6 protein-coding genes are annotated in these 15,258 nt (G+C 60.3%); 3 read left to right on the top strand and 3 right to left on the bottom strand.

Going from position 1 to position 15,258, the window contains the following annotated elements; translation table 11 throughout:
* Positions 1-2 precede the first annotated feature (2 nt).
* The gene (locus HMPREF2674_RS03005; RefSeq protein WP_070824780.1) at positions 3-1,751 is read right to left on the bottom strand and encodes an anchored repeat ABC transporter, substrate-binding protein; all 1,749 of its coding nucleotides are present in this window, start codon (positions 1,749-1,751) and stop codon (positions 3-5) included.
* Positions 1,738-4,071: a TIGR03773 family transporter-associated surface protein gene (locus tag HMPREF2674_RS03000; protein ID WP_070824779.1), complete on the bottom strand. Its 2,334-nt coding sequence runs from the start codon at positions 4,069-4,071 to the stop codon at positions 1,738-1,740. The genes HMPREF2674_RS03005 and HMPREF2674_RS03000 overlap by 14 nt, the downstream gene beginning before the upstream one ends.
* A gap of 274 nt (positions 4,072-4,345) precedes the next feature.
* Between HMPREF2674_RS03000 and HMPREF2674_RS02995 the strand changes: the two genes are divergently transcribed.
* Complete coding sequence (locus HMPREF2674_RS02995; protein ID WP_070824778.1) at positions 4,346-7,360, top strand: choice-of-anchor M domain-containing protein; 3,015 nt, start codon at positions 4,346-4,348, stop codon at positions 7,358-7,360.
* A 243-nt stretch (positions 7,361-7,603) separates the two neighbouring features.
* Here HMPREF2674_RS02995 and HMPREF2674_RS02990 read toward each other — a convergent pair whose 3' ends face one another.
* The gene (locus HMPREF2674_RS02990) at positions 7,604-8,086 is read right to left on the bottom strand and encodes a DUF4190 domain-containing protein (RefSeq protein ID WP_070824777.1); all 483 of its coding nucleotides are present in this window, start codon (positions 8,084-8,086) and stop codon (positions 7,604-7,606) included.
* Between the two features lie 301 nt (positions 8,087-8,387).
* Here HMPREF2674_RS02990 and HMPREF2674_RS02985 point away from each other — a divergent pair, with 301 nt between their 5' ends.
* The gene (locus HMPREF2674_RS02985) at positions 8,388-8,672 is read left to right on the top strand and encodes a WXG100 family type VII secretion target (protein ID WP_070824776.1); all 285 of its coding nucleotides are present in this window, start codon (positions 8,388-8,390) and stop codon (positions 8,670-8,672) included.
* A gap of 180 nt (positions 8,673-8,852) precedes the next feature.
* The gene (locus tag HMPREF2674_RS02980) at positions 8,853-15,122 is read left to right on the top strand and encodes a DUF6531 domain-containing protein (RefSeq protein ID WP_084824417.1); all 6,270 of its coding nucleotides are present in this window, start codon (positions 8,853-8,855) and stop codon (positions 15,120-15,122) included.
* The last annotated feature ends 136 nt before the right edge of the window (positions 15,123-15,258 follow it).

Below are 15,258 nucleotides of genomic sequence, written 5' to 3'. Positions count from 1 at the left end.
GGTTATGAGGCGCTTGCCTCCGAGCAGCTAGCACCCGAAGAATCGCCGCCAGAACTAGCCCCCGAGCACAGTGCAATCGTGTGAGCATTCGCCAGCATCATCTGCGCGTAGTGAGGAGCCTGCGCATCCAGGGTGTCCGAATAGAGCACCCCGGTACGCACCTGAGCCTCCCGAGCCAGCTCCGTGAGAACCGGTGAACGCATCGCCGTGGACTTGTCCAGATAAATCGCTGGAACCTTCAAATCCTCGACCGTGCGGCGCAGGCGCTGACGCTGCTGAATGCTCGGCTCGCCGCTGGCGCTGGCACTCACAAAACCGGCAATGTGCAACCCGTAGGTGCTCGCCAGGTAGCGGTAGCCGTCGTGCGTGGTGACCAGGTTGCGTGCCGACTCCGGCAGGCCCCCGTACACCTGACGCAGCTGAGCGTCCAGGGCGTCAAGCTCCTTCATGACCTGCTCGGTGCGGGTCGCATACTCGCTCGCACCCGCCGGGTCAGCGGAGATGAGCGCGTCACGGATGACCTGCACGCTCGCCTTCGCGTTCGGCACCGAATGCCAAATGTGCGGGTCAATTTCGCCGTGCACGTGCTTGCCCAGAACGGCCTGCGCCAGCAGGTACACCTGACCGCGATGCTCCGAAGCACCCGAACGCAGGAAACGGTAGCTACCGCCCGCGGGCACCTCCTGCAGGGTGCGGGAGGGGACCGCGACCACGGTGCGGTTCAACTCGTACTCGACGGCGCCCTGGGAGGAATCCGCGCGAAGCACGAGCCTGCCGTCGCCGGTACGTGCCGTAATATCGGCGTGACCTGCGGAAAGAACCTTGATCTCGGCGGCAGAAACGTTCTGTTCCTTCGCCAGACGGTCCACCAGCTCCTGCGGGTCACGACCAACCGCGCAGTACAGGGTGCCGCGCGAGGAACGCACCGACTCCGGCGCCTTGACCGCGGTGGCGCTCAGCTCAATGGCGTACTCGCCGGCATCACTAAACGCCCACGACAGGTGCGTATGCGCCTGCAACGGAAGCTCCAGCGAACCCATATTGCCGGTGCGAATCGCGGTGTCCCCCTCACGGGTGAGGTTCACGCCGCGCGCATGCGAATCGCACAGCATCTCCACCGCGCCGAAGGTCTGCGTAATGAACGCCGCCAGCTGCGCATTCGAGGAATCGGTGGCGGTGCGTGCCCGCACGCTCTGCACCTCAAAACGCATGCCGGCCTCCGAAGAGTCGGCGGGGGCGGACTCGTTCTGCCCGCCCTCCTCAACGCGCAAACCCAGCCAGATGGAGTCCAGGGAGGCATCCTCCACGATGGCTTCCAGCTTGCCGCCGTACTGCTCGATTTTCTCCGCAACCGCCACGGACACAACGCCTGCGGGCAGGTTCGCCTCAACCATCTTAGTGAGCTTGCGCTGCTCCAGCAGCAGGCCGTTCGTCAGGGCGCAGCGGGCGTAGGCGACATCGCGGATATCGCGCAGGCTCGGCTCGTACGAGTGTGGGTCGGCACCGGCGGGCACGAGGGAGTGTACGCTGGCGCGGTCGCCAGCAATCTGCTGCGCCAAATCCGCCAGAATCGGGGTCGTGGCGACCACGTGCATCCGGTCGGAGGAGGCATTGACGGTGGTGGCGCATCCGCTCAGCGCGAGGGCACCGGCACCGGCACCCGCCGCGGCACGGGAGGCGAGGGTGAGGGCGGCGCGTCGCGTATAGGCGTGCGAACCCTCGCCGGCGGTATGCCCGCTATGCGGTGCCACCGCGGCGTCCCTTCCGGCGTGCCGAACGCAGAATCATGGCACCGAGTGCCAGAGCGAGAACCGAGGTGCTGACCATGAACGGGTCGATGACCACACCGGTGTTCGGCAGCTTACCCGCCGCGGCCGCCTTCTGGGCGGTGGCGAGCTCCTGGCTGGTCAAGGCGCAATCCTCGCCGGAGGCGGTCTTGCCGACGATGCGCACCTTGGATCCGTCGGGCTTGGTGACGATACCGGTGGCTTCGTCCACGGTGCCGTTGAGCGGGTTCTTGGCGGTGCTCTTCTCGCCGCCGTCGTTGGCGCCGTTAGCGCTGTTAGCGTTGCCGCCGTCCTGCTTGGTGCCCGCCGCACCCTGCGCGTTATCGCTGGCCGGGGCGTTATCGGGGTTGCCGACAGTGAAGTGCAGAACCGATTCGCTGCTGACCTGCTGACCGTTCTTCAGGCGCGCAGTCCAGCCGATGGTCACGGTGTAGCGACCCTCGGCAGTGAACACCCAGTTGCTGTGCTGGTGGGTGTTCGCGGGCACCTGGAAGGAACCGCCGCTACGCGAATCGAAAACCTTCTGACCGGCGGAACCGAAGTTGCCGGAGAGGAAGGTGGACATCGTGCCGGGGCCCTCAAAACCGTTGAGGCTCATGGTGACGGGGCCGTCGAGCTGCTTGAGCAGTTCGGGGTCCTGGGTGCTCCAGCCGAGCCAGGGTACGCCCTGCTGCTGGGTTGCACCAATCATGTGCACGGGGGTGCCCGCCGGGGCGATGTCTTCCATGCCCGCGGGCAGGTTGAGCTTCGCGGCGTCATTGAGTACGAACTCGAGGGCGCCGGGGGAGACGTGGCGGGCGGGGCTGGTGCGGTCGTCCTTCACGCTGCTGGTGAGGTTGCCGCCGTTGAGCACGGGACCCACGTCGAAGTGGCCGTGGGTGACTTCTTCACGGCCGCTGTGCTCGGCAGCGTTAACCACGGCGAGCGTGGGGATGCCGGTCGGCGCCTGGGCTGCCTGGTTGCTCTGCTTGCTGTCCTTCTGAGCGTCCTTGGAATCCTTGGCGTCTTCGGCGGGGACCTCGGTGGCGATGCACTGCTGGTTCAGGCTGCCGGGCAGTCCGGAGGAGAGGATGCCGCCGCCGCTGTTGTTGCCGGGTGCGGTGACGTTCTGGGCGTTGGAGCCCTTCACGCTGCGGGAGTTGCCGCTCTTGTTGCCGTCCTTGTTTTCACCCTTGTCGGAGCCGTTATTGGTGTTGTCGGTGCTGCTGATAGCGGTTACACCGGATCCACCCTGGGATGCCTGCTCACCATTTGCCGCCGCCTTCGCGCCGTTCGGGTCGGTCACCTGCGCGGCGTTCTGACCGTTCACGGATCCATCCACGCGGCGAATACCGGTGGATGCGCTCGCCTCAGCAGAAGCACTCGCCTCAGCACTTGCGGAGGTAGATGCGCTGGGGCTGCTGGTGGCGCTCTCGGTGGCGGTGGAGGTCGCCTCGGGGGTAGTGGTTGCCTCGCTCGTGGCGTCCTTGGTTGCTTCCTTTGCGGCGTTCTGCGCGTTCAGGAGCTTGAAGCCGTCCTCAGCGTTAGTGCCCACAGCGATGGTGTAGGTCGCCTCGGAGCTGACCGGGGTGCCGTCGGCAAGGGTTGCGGTGGCGCGGAAGGTCAGCTGGTAGATGCCTTCGCGGGTGAATGCCCAGCTGAGGTGCTCGTGGCCGCCAGCGGTGATGGTGTGCGGTGCGAGCTGGTCGTTGGTGCTGAAGACGCGCGGGTTGTCGCGACCGGATTCGGTGAAGACTTCGGCGCGGCCGCCTTCGGGTACGCTGCTGCGCACGAGTTCAAGTTTGATGGTGTTGTCCTTGAGTGCGCCGGGGCGGATTCCTTCCGCACCGAGGCCGGGGTAGAGCAGGCCGCGGGTGCGGGTGGAGGGAATGTAGAAGATGTCGGTGCCTTCGGGGGCAATGTAGTCGTAGCCTGCTACGACCTTGGTGTGTGCATCCTCGACGTCGGGCAGGTGGAAGACGGTGCGGGCGGGGTTGAATCGTCCCTGCTGGCCGGGGGCGGTGTCTGCGAGGGTGCCGAGGGTGAACTGGCTGCCGTCGAGGAATGCGTTGAGCATTTCGGTGTGTACGCCCGCGATGACGTAGTCACCTTCTTCGTAGTTGACGTAGGTGCGCGACTCGGTGCCTGCCTGGGTACCGGTCTGGTTTTCCTGCGCCTGGTTTTCCTGTGCCTGTGCGGCGGTGAAGGTGCCAACCTGGGGGAGGGCGAGGGGTGCCCCGAGTGCGAGGGTGCATCCGAGGGTGGTTGCGCTGAGTAGGCTCAGGGGTTTGGTGCGTCCTTGCATGGTGGCTCCTTGGATGACTGCTCGTTGGCTGGCGCGCTGCCCGGTGTTTTCGGGACTTGCCCGGTGCTGGGCCCGGCGGCCTGTTGCCGGTTTCTCCCCTGCGTTCGGGGTGCGCTCTGCCGTGTTTTTCTCTTTGTGGATGTACGTGGTGTGCGTTTTTGGGCGCGCCTCGGCGCACACGTGTTTCTGAGAATCACTATACTCACTTAGGTTCTGAATGACAATTATTTGCAAAAGCGCTACGCTAAGAAATAGAAAAATGAGAAAGGTTGTCATGAGCTCTCAGAAGCAGACCCAACGACGGGTCACCACACACACTCCCGCGCTCTTCATCCCCGGCGGCAAGCCCGCCCTCCGCCGCGCCGCCGCATTCCTCTCCGCCGCAGCACTGCTCGCGCTCGCCGGCGCAGCCCCCTCCATCCCCGCCGCAGCGGGCCCCGACGACGGCAAAATCGTCACCACCAAGGGCCACGTCGACGCCCCCAAGGCATACTGGGACGAACAGAACGGCACCTTCGTCCTCATGAACGAGGCGAACCCCTACAAGACCGGCGCAGACACCTACGAACTGGATAAGACCGTCAACTGGGTCGGCAAGGGCTACAGCACCAGGGACGGCAAGTCGCAGTACACCATGACCCTGGGCGACTCGCCCTCCCTGGCGTTCCTCGGCGAACCCGGCCAGACCCTCTACATGGCACCGCACCTGACCTACGGCAACCAGGACCCCATCTGGGCTGGCCTGGGCGCATCCACGAAGGTGCCCACCGAGCGTTTCCGTGACGGCGTGTTCGCTACCGACATTCTCTCCGTTGAGGGCCCCGGCCGCATGGAGCTCTTCCGTTACAACCCGGACGACGCCCCCGCCGACGTGTACCGCATGCTCTCCAGCAGCTCGACCGGCTGGCACTCCTGGCTGCTCGACAAGGGTAGCCACACCCACAACACCACGACCTTCACCCGCCCCGGCCGCTACGTGGTCACCTACCGCACCGTGGCGCGCTCCACCGACGGTCGCATCATTAGCTCCAAGCCGTCGAAGCTGGTCTGGCAGGTTGGCGGCATGCAGCCCGTGCTCGGTGACGGCACCCCCACCGCCGTGCCCACCGTTGACCGCTACAACGCGGCACCCGTCGGTGACCTGGACGCCGCAAAGTACGTGCTGTCCGTGGCACCGCACCGCCTGGACGCTGACCCGGCTAAGAACAAGGACGCCGACGACAAGCTCAGCGACATCACCTTCACCGCCGCGAACAAGAACCTCAAGGGCACCCTGACCCTGTACAACAACGGCTACTTCCTGACCGACCTGCCGGTCGTGAACGGTACCGCCACCTGGTCTGAAATGCTCGGTAGCGAGGGTTCCCAGCTGCAGGCGGTCTTCACCCCCGACACCTCCGACGCGAACAGCGCGGAAGCGTCCCGCTGGATCTCGCACAAGCTCACCTACGAGCCCGGCAAGGCTGAGAGTGTGTACAGCGATGACGGTAACGGCTCCTGGCCCGAAGAAATCCCGGATCAGGCGAACACCGTACTCAGCACCCAGCAGTACACGCCGACCAGCATGGACTACGACGTGACCGTCACCCCGAACGGCAACGGCTTCAGCACCGTTGAGGTCCGCTTCAAGGACCCGAAGGTGCGCGGCTTCATGCGCGGCGGCTTCTACGCCCAGGATGACCCGGTCTACCCGTACCTCGATCTGGAAGGCTCCGTCGAGGATGGTGTGGCGCGCTTTACCTTCCGTGACGAGTCGTTCTACAAGGGCACGGCTCTGCGCGTGAAGATGCTGACCCACCCGGATATGAACGCTTCCGCCTCCACCACTGAGGTTGCGGCGAACTACGAGCCGGGCACCAAGTACACCGCGCACGGTGCGTTGGCTCCCGATAGCGCACCCATTAGCGATGCGCCGAAGCCTGCTCCGGTGGATCCGTCGCCGAGTGCTGAGCCTACCGTTGCGCCCTCTGCCGAGCCTTCTGCGGAGCCGAGCGAGGCTCCCAGCGAGGCTCCGACCGCTGAGCCGAGCGCCGTTCCGTCGGTGTCCCCCAGCGAGGTTCCGACCGTGCCTGCGGTGCCGACCGCCTCCGCAGAGCCGAGCGTGCCTGCTCCGGCGCCCTCCACTCCGGCACCGACGACTCCGGCGCCCGCGAACCCGACCCCGAGCGCACCTGCTCCGACTAGCCCGGCACCGTCTGCGCAGCCGTCCACCCCCGGAACCCCCGGCCACCAGTGTGTGCCCGGCAAGATTGACGGCCGCACCAAGATTTCGCACGGCCACCTGGACATTCAGGCGACCCTGAAGGACCGCCAGCTGTCCGTGGGTCTGCGCGACGACAGCGGCATCATTGACGCTGATTCGACCGTGCGCCCGCTTGATTCGGTCGTGTGGACGGTCAGCGAGAACGCCCGCCGTGTGCGCACCGAACGTATGGCTGATGAGAAGCTGAACTTCATGGGCCCGGTCGGCACCGCCTTCTACGGCCTGCCGCAGACCCAGCAGAGCGGCCTGCCCTGGCCCGGCTACAACACGCAGGACATTGACTACTCGCAGCTGCGCGGCCCCGTGCGCCTGCACGTGGTGCCGAAGGTCATGCCTGAGGGTGCGCGCTTCGGCATGTTCACCGAGTCGCTGAACGGTGCGGATGTGCTGCTGGATTCGACGACCGGCAAGACCACGATCGACATTGATTACGCGACGCACGCGCACGCGAACTGGGTGTTCTCTGAGCCCGGCCAGTACATGTTTGACGTGCACTATTCTGCGACCCTGGCTGATGGTACTGAGGTGAGCAGCCCGGTGCAGCAGCTTGCGGTTGCTGTGGGTAAGAAGGCGTCGGATGCGTGCTCGTTTGAGACTGCCGTGCCGAAGGACCCGAACGCGGCTGCGGACGACTTTAGTGGTGTGCGCCGTGTGGATTCGGCAACCCCGGGCGGTACCGCTGGTGCTAACCAGCCCGGCTCCGCGCAGTCTGGTGCCGCGCAGGGTGGTCAGTCCGGTCAGGCTGGTGCTTCCGGTGCTGCCGGTGACGTGAACGCGCAGGGCTCCTCTGACGGTTCGGCTGATGGTTCTGCTGGTGGCGTGTACCCGGGTGGTATTTCCGGTGGTGGCACTGGCGGCGGCTCTTTGGGTCAGTCTGGTGTGTCTGCTGCGTCGGGTGGCGTGAGCTCCCAGCAGGGCGGCCTGGCGCGTACTGGTTTTGGTGCGGTGTCTGTGGCTGTGGGTGGCGCACTGGTGCTTGGCGCCGGCACTGTGATGGTGCTGCGTTCTCGCCGCCGCGCTTCGTAGCGCTCGCCGCGTGAGGACGCGCTGATACGGTGAAGCCCCCGCGGCTGAGAGGATGACTCTCGGCTGCGGGGGCTTTCCTGTGCCCGGTTCTCTGCGCTTTGGGGCTCCAGGATTTATCCGAACGGTCCAGATACATAACGCTCACGGAAGATACGGCGAGGGGCGCTCGCAGGCACGGCGACTGCCGCACACGCGAACGCCCCCATCTATCGCATCATCGGTTAATAAATCAGAAGAGCCGGTTTACTTGTCGTTGTCTACGGGGTAGAGCCAGCCGCCGTATGCACAGTAACGCTTGCCGTCCTTCTCGGTGTAGTAGGCGCCCACAAATTCCTTGCTCTCACACTTCTGAATCGCTTCGCGAGCCATCTGCTCACGCTCCGCACGCTTCTGAGCGCGCACATTGTTACCCAGAACGAAGGTGACCATCGCGACTACGACCAGCACGAGCGAAACGATGGCCATGACCTTGCCCTTGCCGGTGCCGCGCTTGACCATCACCAGGGCGATAATCGCGAAAATAACGGTCGGGATTGCGGTAAATGCGCCCAGAATAATGAAGCCAGTAATTGCGGAGATGATGCCCAGAACCAGTGCGGTTACTGCCGCCCACTTCTTCTTTTTCGGTGCTTCGGCGGGTGCGCCGGATGCGGGCTGTGCGGCGGGTGCCTGCTGGGTGGATTGCGGCTGCTGCGGTGCGGCCGGCTGCGGGGTGTTTTCAGACATGGAAGCCCTCATTTCGTATGTGGTTACGAGTTGCTTGAACGTGCGCCCTCTAGTGGAGTGGCATATATCTCATAGCATACCGTACACAAGGAAGGTTCTTGGCGAGATGGGAACAAGCTTGTCTATCTACTAAGATGCGGTATCCACTGTTGGAAATTTTTCCTGCATGGGGATGTTGTGGGCGCTTTTTTATATGAGATGGTGTAGTGTTCAAAGTGGTGCGAAGCACTAAAGGTGCGTATTTGATATTCGCGTGTCTAATGCACATCTTCCGGCAATTCATCGACGAAAGAGGATCACCGTGTCTGATCGCGTACTCTCATCGCAGGCAGCCAAGGATGCTATTACTGCTATGCAGAACATCATTAACGGCGGCCTGCAGAACGAGATTAATAACCTCAACCAGCAGGGTAACCAGCTGAAGGACCCCAACAACTGGGACGGCCCCCTGGCTGAGCGTTTCCGTAATGATACCTGGCCCGGCGTAGAAAACACCCTGCGTAACCTGACTCAGGAACTGACCGACTTGCGTGAGCAGCTCAACCAGATTTCTACCGATATTTTCCAGGCAGGTGGCGGCGCCTAAGCCTCCCCTGGTGAACGCCGTTTACCGCCCCGATCCCCAGTTATGGGGCGGTGTGCGGTAGGCGGCGTTTTCTGTTATTCGGTTATATCCCACGTTGTTTTCCAGACATGGTGTGCATGTCTGTCTACATCTGTTTAATCACCCCACTTCCGCACTAACCACACCGAAAGACAACAGAGCATGAAGCTGAATACTGAAGAAGTCAAGTACGATGATGCTACGTCGGATGACTTTGCTGGCGCTTGTCGCACCATTGCACAGAATATTGACGGTGCGTTACCTCCGCTGAAGAACTCTCTGACGACAGCTTTGGAGGACTTCGTAGGTCACTATGCCGATATCGCGGCAGCAAATATTGATACCACTATTAGTGACGGTCGTAATATTGCCAACGTTTTCCGCCAGCTGGCTGATGTGGTGGACCGCCTTAAAGAGGCGGCTCAAAAAGAAAAGCGAAACCGTGAACTCATGCGTGAGTACGAGAAGAAATATGATGGTAACTGGGGCGGTTTCCGCAAGTGGTGGGATAGTATTTTTGGAGAAGGGGCCCCGACTCCAGAATCGTACGTACCAGATACTACAATCGATACCACCTCATTAGGTCCCCGCGAGAGTACTGAGACTCGTTCGGGGAGCATGACTGTTTCTTCGGCGCGCCTTTCGACTGTTCGGGATCTCTCTAAGGCTTTGGAAAATCTCGGCACTGAGTTTGAATCTGAGCCCGACATTAGTAGACTTGCTTCTGACTTTGCGGATAAGTGCCAGTGGGGAACTGTTGACGCTAAAAGTCTTATTGATACTTTTGAAGCATGGAAACAGTCGAACGCCAAGGATAAAACCTGGCTGAGCATCGTAGCCGATACCTTTGAGCAGTACGGTAGCTCGGGCCAGATTATTACCGTTGCCAATTCCACTCTGGAAGGTGCAATCAGTGCAGCTGGTGCCAGTACTGAGCGTCACGAGTTGAAAGTTCCGGCGCCGACTGTAGTAGGAATGTCTACCACAAGCGGTTATGTGAACGACCCCGTGAACGTTGCGACCGGTAACTTCATTGAAGAAGAGACCGACATGGCGTTCTCCGGCGTGGTTTCTGCCTGCGCTGTAACTCGCATGTACAACAGCGTGGCTGTCTTCGGTCAGCACGCTGTATCCGGTGTGTTCGGTGCGGGCTGGTCCTCGAATATTGAGAGCCGCGTGCAGCTGAACGCTGAGAACGCTGTCTGGACGATGGCTGACGGTCGTGAGGTTACCTTCGACCGAATTGTTCGTGAGGACGGCACCCACGGTTACGCTCGTGCTCCGCGTGAAGCGTGGTGGCTTGAAGAGCTGCCCCTCACTCAGCTGACGGGTGAAGAGGGTTCTACTGCTGACCCCTCCCTGCGTTATATTTTGCACGCTACGGACTATGACGCTTCGTCCCTATTGCGCATCTCCGACAACTCTGGAACCCAGCACATTTTTAGCCTCACCGGTATTTACCTGGGCATGAGCGCTGGAGCAGGTACTGCTGTCGCATACCTGCGCGATGAAGACAGCCGCGTTGGCGCTATCGTGCATCAGCGCGGCGCACGTATCAACGTGGAGTACACCGAAGGCGGCCTTGTCGGCGCTATCCATTCTTCACGCGGCCAGTCTGTGCGTTATGAGTACGTCACCCTTGACGGTCGTACTCACCTGTGTGCTGTACACGGCGATGCCGGTACCCGCCGTTATGAGCACGACGCTGCCGGCCTGATTCACCGCGTGGTGGCCAGTACCGGTGCTGTTGAAGTAACGAACTACTACGACCCGACCGGCCGCATTACCGAGCAGGACACCGAATACGGTCGTCGTGTTCGCTACCGCTACCTGCCGAACGGCATTACCGACGTCGCGAATGAAGACGCCTCCTACACGAACCTGTGGGTTAGCGACCAGTACGCACGCCTGACCGCCATTGTTGACGCGGAAGGCGGGCGTACTAGCTATGCCTACGACGACTTTGGCAACCGCGTGAGTGTGGTGGACCGCGATGGCTCCCGCACCACTCGCTACAGCGATGAGCGCGGCCGCATTATTCGTGAGGTCACTGATGAGGGTGCTGAAACCCTCTTTGCGTATGACGAGTATGACCGCGTGGTCTCTGTGGCAGTGAGTGCTATTGAGACGGATCCGCGCGCTCGACGTGCCGCCCGCCTGGCTCGTCGTGCCCGCATGGAGGCTGAAGCCCAGGGCCGCACTCCTGAAGAAGCCGTTTCAGGCCAGGAGCCTGCCCAGAACCCTGCCGTAAGCCCGATGACTACGGTAACTTACGAATACGCGAACGATTTTGAGCGTAACCCCTCTTCCATGACTGACGGCAACGGTCATGTGACCCGTTTTGAGTGGTCTGACGGCCTGTTGCAGCGCGTGGTAAGCCCTGAGGGCGTTACCGTCTCCTTTGAATACGACGAGTGTGGTCTGCTGACCGGTATTCGTAACGCTGAGCAGCAGCTGACCCGTTGTGAGTACTCTGCTGCGGGTCACCTGGTGAAGATTGTTTCCGCCCTTGGGTTGGAGACTGAGTTCACCTATGATTCTGCCGGTCACATGGTGTGCCGTCAGGACCCGGATGGTTCCCGCTGGCGTTTTGAGTACGCTGCTGGCGGTCGCCTGGTAGCGTCGGTGGACCCTGCCGGTGCTCGCACCGAGTATGAGTACGGTCCGAGCGGTGACATTGTGGCAGTGGTTGACCCGCTGGGTCGCCGCATGGAGCGTTCCTTTGACACGAACGGCAATATTGACCGCATTACCCTGCCGGGTGGTGCGCAGTTCAGCTACGCCTACGATGGTTTGATGCGTCTGGTCCGCACCATTGACCCTGCCGGTGGTGTGTGGACTCGCGAGTATGATGCCGCAAGCACTCTGACCGCGTTGATTGACCCGACCGGCGTGAGCGTACGTACTTCGGTTGATTCCTCTCGCAAGACCTTCACCACTAGTGATGGTGTTGACCGTGTGCGTATCTCGTGTGACCACCTGGGCCGCCCGGTGCGTACCGAGGTGCTCTCCGATGATTCTGGCCCGCAGGTTAGTGCGGATGCGGACGACCCGACTGTTTCCACGATGGTTTATGACGGTGCGGGTAACCCCGTGGAGGTGCTGGACGCTGAGGGTGGTCTGAGCCGCTACGAGTACAACGGTTCGAACCAGATGGTGCGCATGGTTTCCCCTGCGGGTCGTGTGACCGAGTACAGCTACGATGTGTGCGGTCGACTGGCTGCAACCTATGAGGCTGCCGGTACTGCTGAGCAGTCTGTGACTCGTTACGAGTATGACGCTGATTCCCGTCTGATTCGCCAGGTGTACGGTGACGGTTCTGAGGCGCGTGTTCGCTATGACGCGTGCGGTCGTGTGCTGTCCATTACCGGTTCCGGTGTGGCTTCTCCGGTGTTCTATACCTGGGATTCTTGTGGCCGCGTGAAGAGCATCCGCGATAACAAGTGGGGTACTCGTTCGTTTACCTATGATGCCGCTTCTCAGGTGGTTGCGGTGACTAATGGTGCTGGTGGCGTGACCCATTACCGTTATGACGAGGCGGGTAACGTTACCTCCGTGATGGACCCTGCCGGTCGTATTACCAGCTACGAGTATGACCTGATGGGTAATGTCCTGGCGGTAACGGATCCGCTGGGTGTGCGCACTACCTCTACCTATGATGCTGCCGGTCGTCTGCTGACCAGCACTGACGGTAATGGTGCTGTACATTCCTTCGGTTATGACCGTGACGGTGTTCCCTGTTCCCATTCGGTGAATGGTTCTTTGCTGTACCGTATGGAGCGTGATTCTGCGCGCCGTACGATGACGACTTATGACCATGCGGGCGTTGATGCGTTTGGTGCTCCCGTGGTGACCGTTGAGTCGTATGACCGTTTGGGTCGTCTGGTCCGTCAGCGCCGTGAGTTTGGTGCTCAGATTCCGGAGTCTTTCCGTACCGCGTACATGGATGAGACTGGCGGCTATGAGCTGTCCTACGCTTACGATGCTGATGGTCTGCGCACTGAGTTTGTGCACCCTCTGGGTTCGAGCGCTTATGCGTATGATGCTGCTGGCCGCATGGTCAAGCAGACTGATATCACCGCGTACCGCCTGGATGGAACCGCCGTTACCTCTGAGTCTCGTGTGGAGTCTTCCTTCGAGTACAACGCGGTAGACGCGCTGGTGCGTGCGCAGGTGTCTGATTTGGCGGGTACCTGGGTTCGCGAGTTCGGTTACCGTGGCGCGCACATGATTTCTGTGACCGAGAGCCCTGCTGAGGCAGACTCGGCTGTGGCAGACTCTTCTGAGGCTCTGCACACTGAGATTATTCGTGATGATCTGGGTCGTATTAGCGGTGTGGATTCGCCGGCTGGTCTGGTCATGTACACCTACACGGATGCGCAGATGCTCTCTTCTGCCGTTCGTGGTACCGAGACCCTGCGTTGGGCCTATGATGCTGCTGGTGCGCTGGTGCGTGTTGAGTACTTTGATAGCGCCCAGCCCGAGAATGCATGGGTGAAGGTGCTGGTCACTGACGAGGGTGCCCGCGTTCGCGCAGTATGCCTCTACGCTGTGCAGGATGAGGCGAAGACCGGCTCCCAGTCAGCTGAGTTTGCCTCTGCTGTTGAGGACGCTCAGGCGTGGCTGGGCCAGTGCCCGGAGTCCGTGGAACTTGAGGGCGTCACCCTGGTGCCGGTCTCGACGAGCGTGTTCTCCTATGACGGTAATGATTCGCGTCTTCTGCAGGTTTCTTCGGATGGTTCCGGCTCGTCGTTGACCTATGGTGCGGCCGGGTTTGTGAGCTCGGTGGCATCGTGGGGCTCTGCTGAGAATTCGGCTGAGGATTCGGCCGTGTCCTTCTCCCTGCTGTGTGCCTCTACCGATGGTCGTGTTCTTGCTGCCGGTGGTGCGTCTGCTGGTGCACCCGAGTTTGGTGTACCCTCAACCGGTGCTCGCGCTAATGCTGGTTTTGATGCTTCGGTGATGCACCCGCTGGTGTGGGATGAGAATTCGTTTGTTCCGCGTGTGCTGGGTGTGGGCGGCTCGTCGATGCCTTCTGTGGGTTCGCTGGTTCCTGGTGCCGGTTCTGGTGCCGGTCTGCTGGATCCGTATGGTTGGGCGTCTTTGGGTGTTGCTGCCCCTGCTGTGCCGTCTGCTCAGGGTGCTGGTGGTGCGCCGGTGTTGCCGGATTCGCTGGTTGGTGTTTCTGCGGCTTCGGGTGTGGTGCTGGGTTCTTCTGGTTTTGAGGTGTTGGGTGCCCGCGTGGTGGATTCGCGTGTGGGTCGTTTTACTGCGCCTGATCCTTTGGCTGCGCCTGTGGGTGCTGGTTGGGGTGCTGATCGGTTCTCGCTGGTGGGTGGTAACCCGGTTTCTTTGGTGGATCCGTGGGGTTTGTCGCCGGTGTCGGTGGAGGACTTCGAGAAGCAGAGTAGACCTTCTGGTATCGCCGGTTGGGTAAGGAATAACTGGGAGTACGTGGCTGGTGGTGCGATGGTTGTTGCTGGTGCCGTGATTGGTGCTGTTGGTACTGGTTTGGGCCCTCTGGGTGGTGCTGCATTTGGTGCCGCATCGGGTGCTTTGATGGGTGCTGGTATGTCGGTAATCGAGCAGAAGATGTCTGGCGGGAAGGTTGATTGGTCTAAGGCTGGTAAGGAAGCATTGAAGGGAGCTATTACCGGTGCTATAACGGGTGCTGTGACAGGCGGTCTGGGCAATTTGAAAAAAGTTGCTGATATTGCATCAAAGATGAAAGAGGTAGAGAAGGTGTCGGAGATTGCTCAGACAACCTCAAAATTGGCGAAGATGAAGCAAGCTGCTTCCGTTGCGGTTTCAAAGGTAACTACTCCGATTAAATCTGTTGTAAGTCCTTATGCGCGTAAGGCTGGGGCAATGTTGAATGATTGTAAGGCTTTGGAAGATGTTGTAAAGGATAGTACTACAGGTGGCTTAAATAATGTTGTTTCATATTACATGGACGATAATGTGAAAGATAAGAGTTTACTGGGTGCCACGGGAATGTTCTTCTCAGGGGCGGGTGCATCTATGGTAGGGTCTTTGGCCGGTGGATATATGAAATATAAATCAGGTGTTAAAGGATACGTGCCGGAACCTCCTGAGAAGCTGAAGGGTGTGCAGCCGGTAGTACGAAAGAATGTGCAGAAGCCTCTTCTAGTAAGGGCTGGGCGGAGAACTGTTGAGATTGCTCGTGATTCTGCAATTGATGCTACTTCTGGAACTATCAAGAATGGCCTCCAATATTATAGTGATTCACCGATTAAAGGACAGCCTGTATCATTGCAAGGTCTTAAGGAAAAAACAGTAGATGGATGGAGTAAAGACTTTGCAAAATCATCGGTGAAGGGAATGACAAAAATGGATGCTGGGCGAGCAAATTACTATCGTTTTACTGCGGCTCATACGTACAATCAGGTGATGGGTAATTTTTACTTCTAATTAGGGTTAGATACTTCCTTATGATGACCCCATATTTATGAGAGGGGATTTTTTGTCACGAATTAAGCTATTATTTAGATTATTGGATAAATATATTAAAGGAAATTAATAAAATATGTTCCTGGCAGAATTTGCA

It is taken from the genome of Rothia sp. HMSC062F03, from assembly GCF_001836905.1.
Classification (GTDB): Bacteria; Actinomycetota; Actinomycetes; order Actinomycetales; family Micrococcaceae; genus Rothia; species Rothia mucilaginosa_A.
Note: the sequence above shows the minus strand (reverse complement) of the source record. Positions and strands in the feature narration are given on the sequence as shown.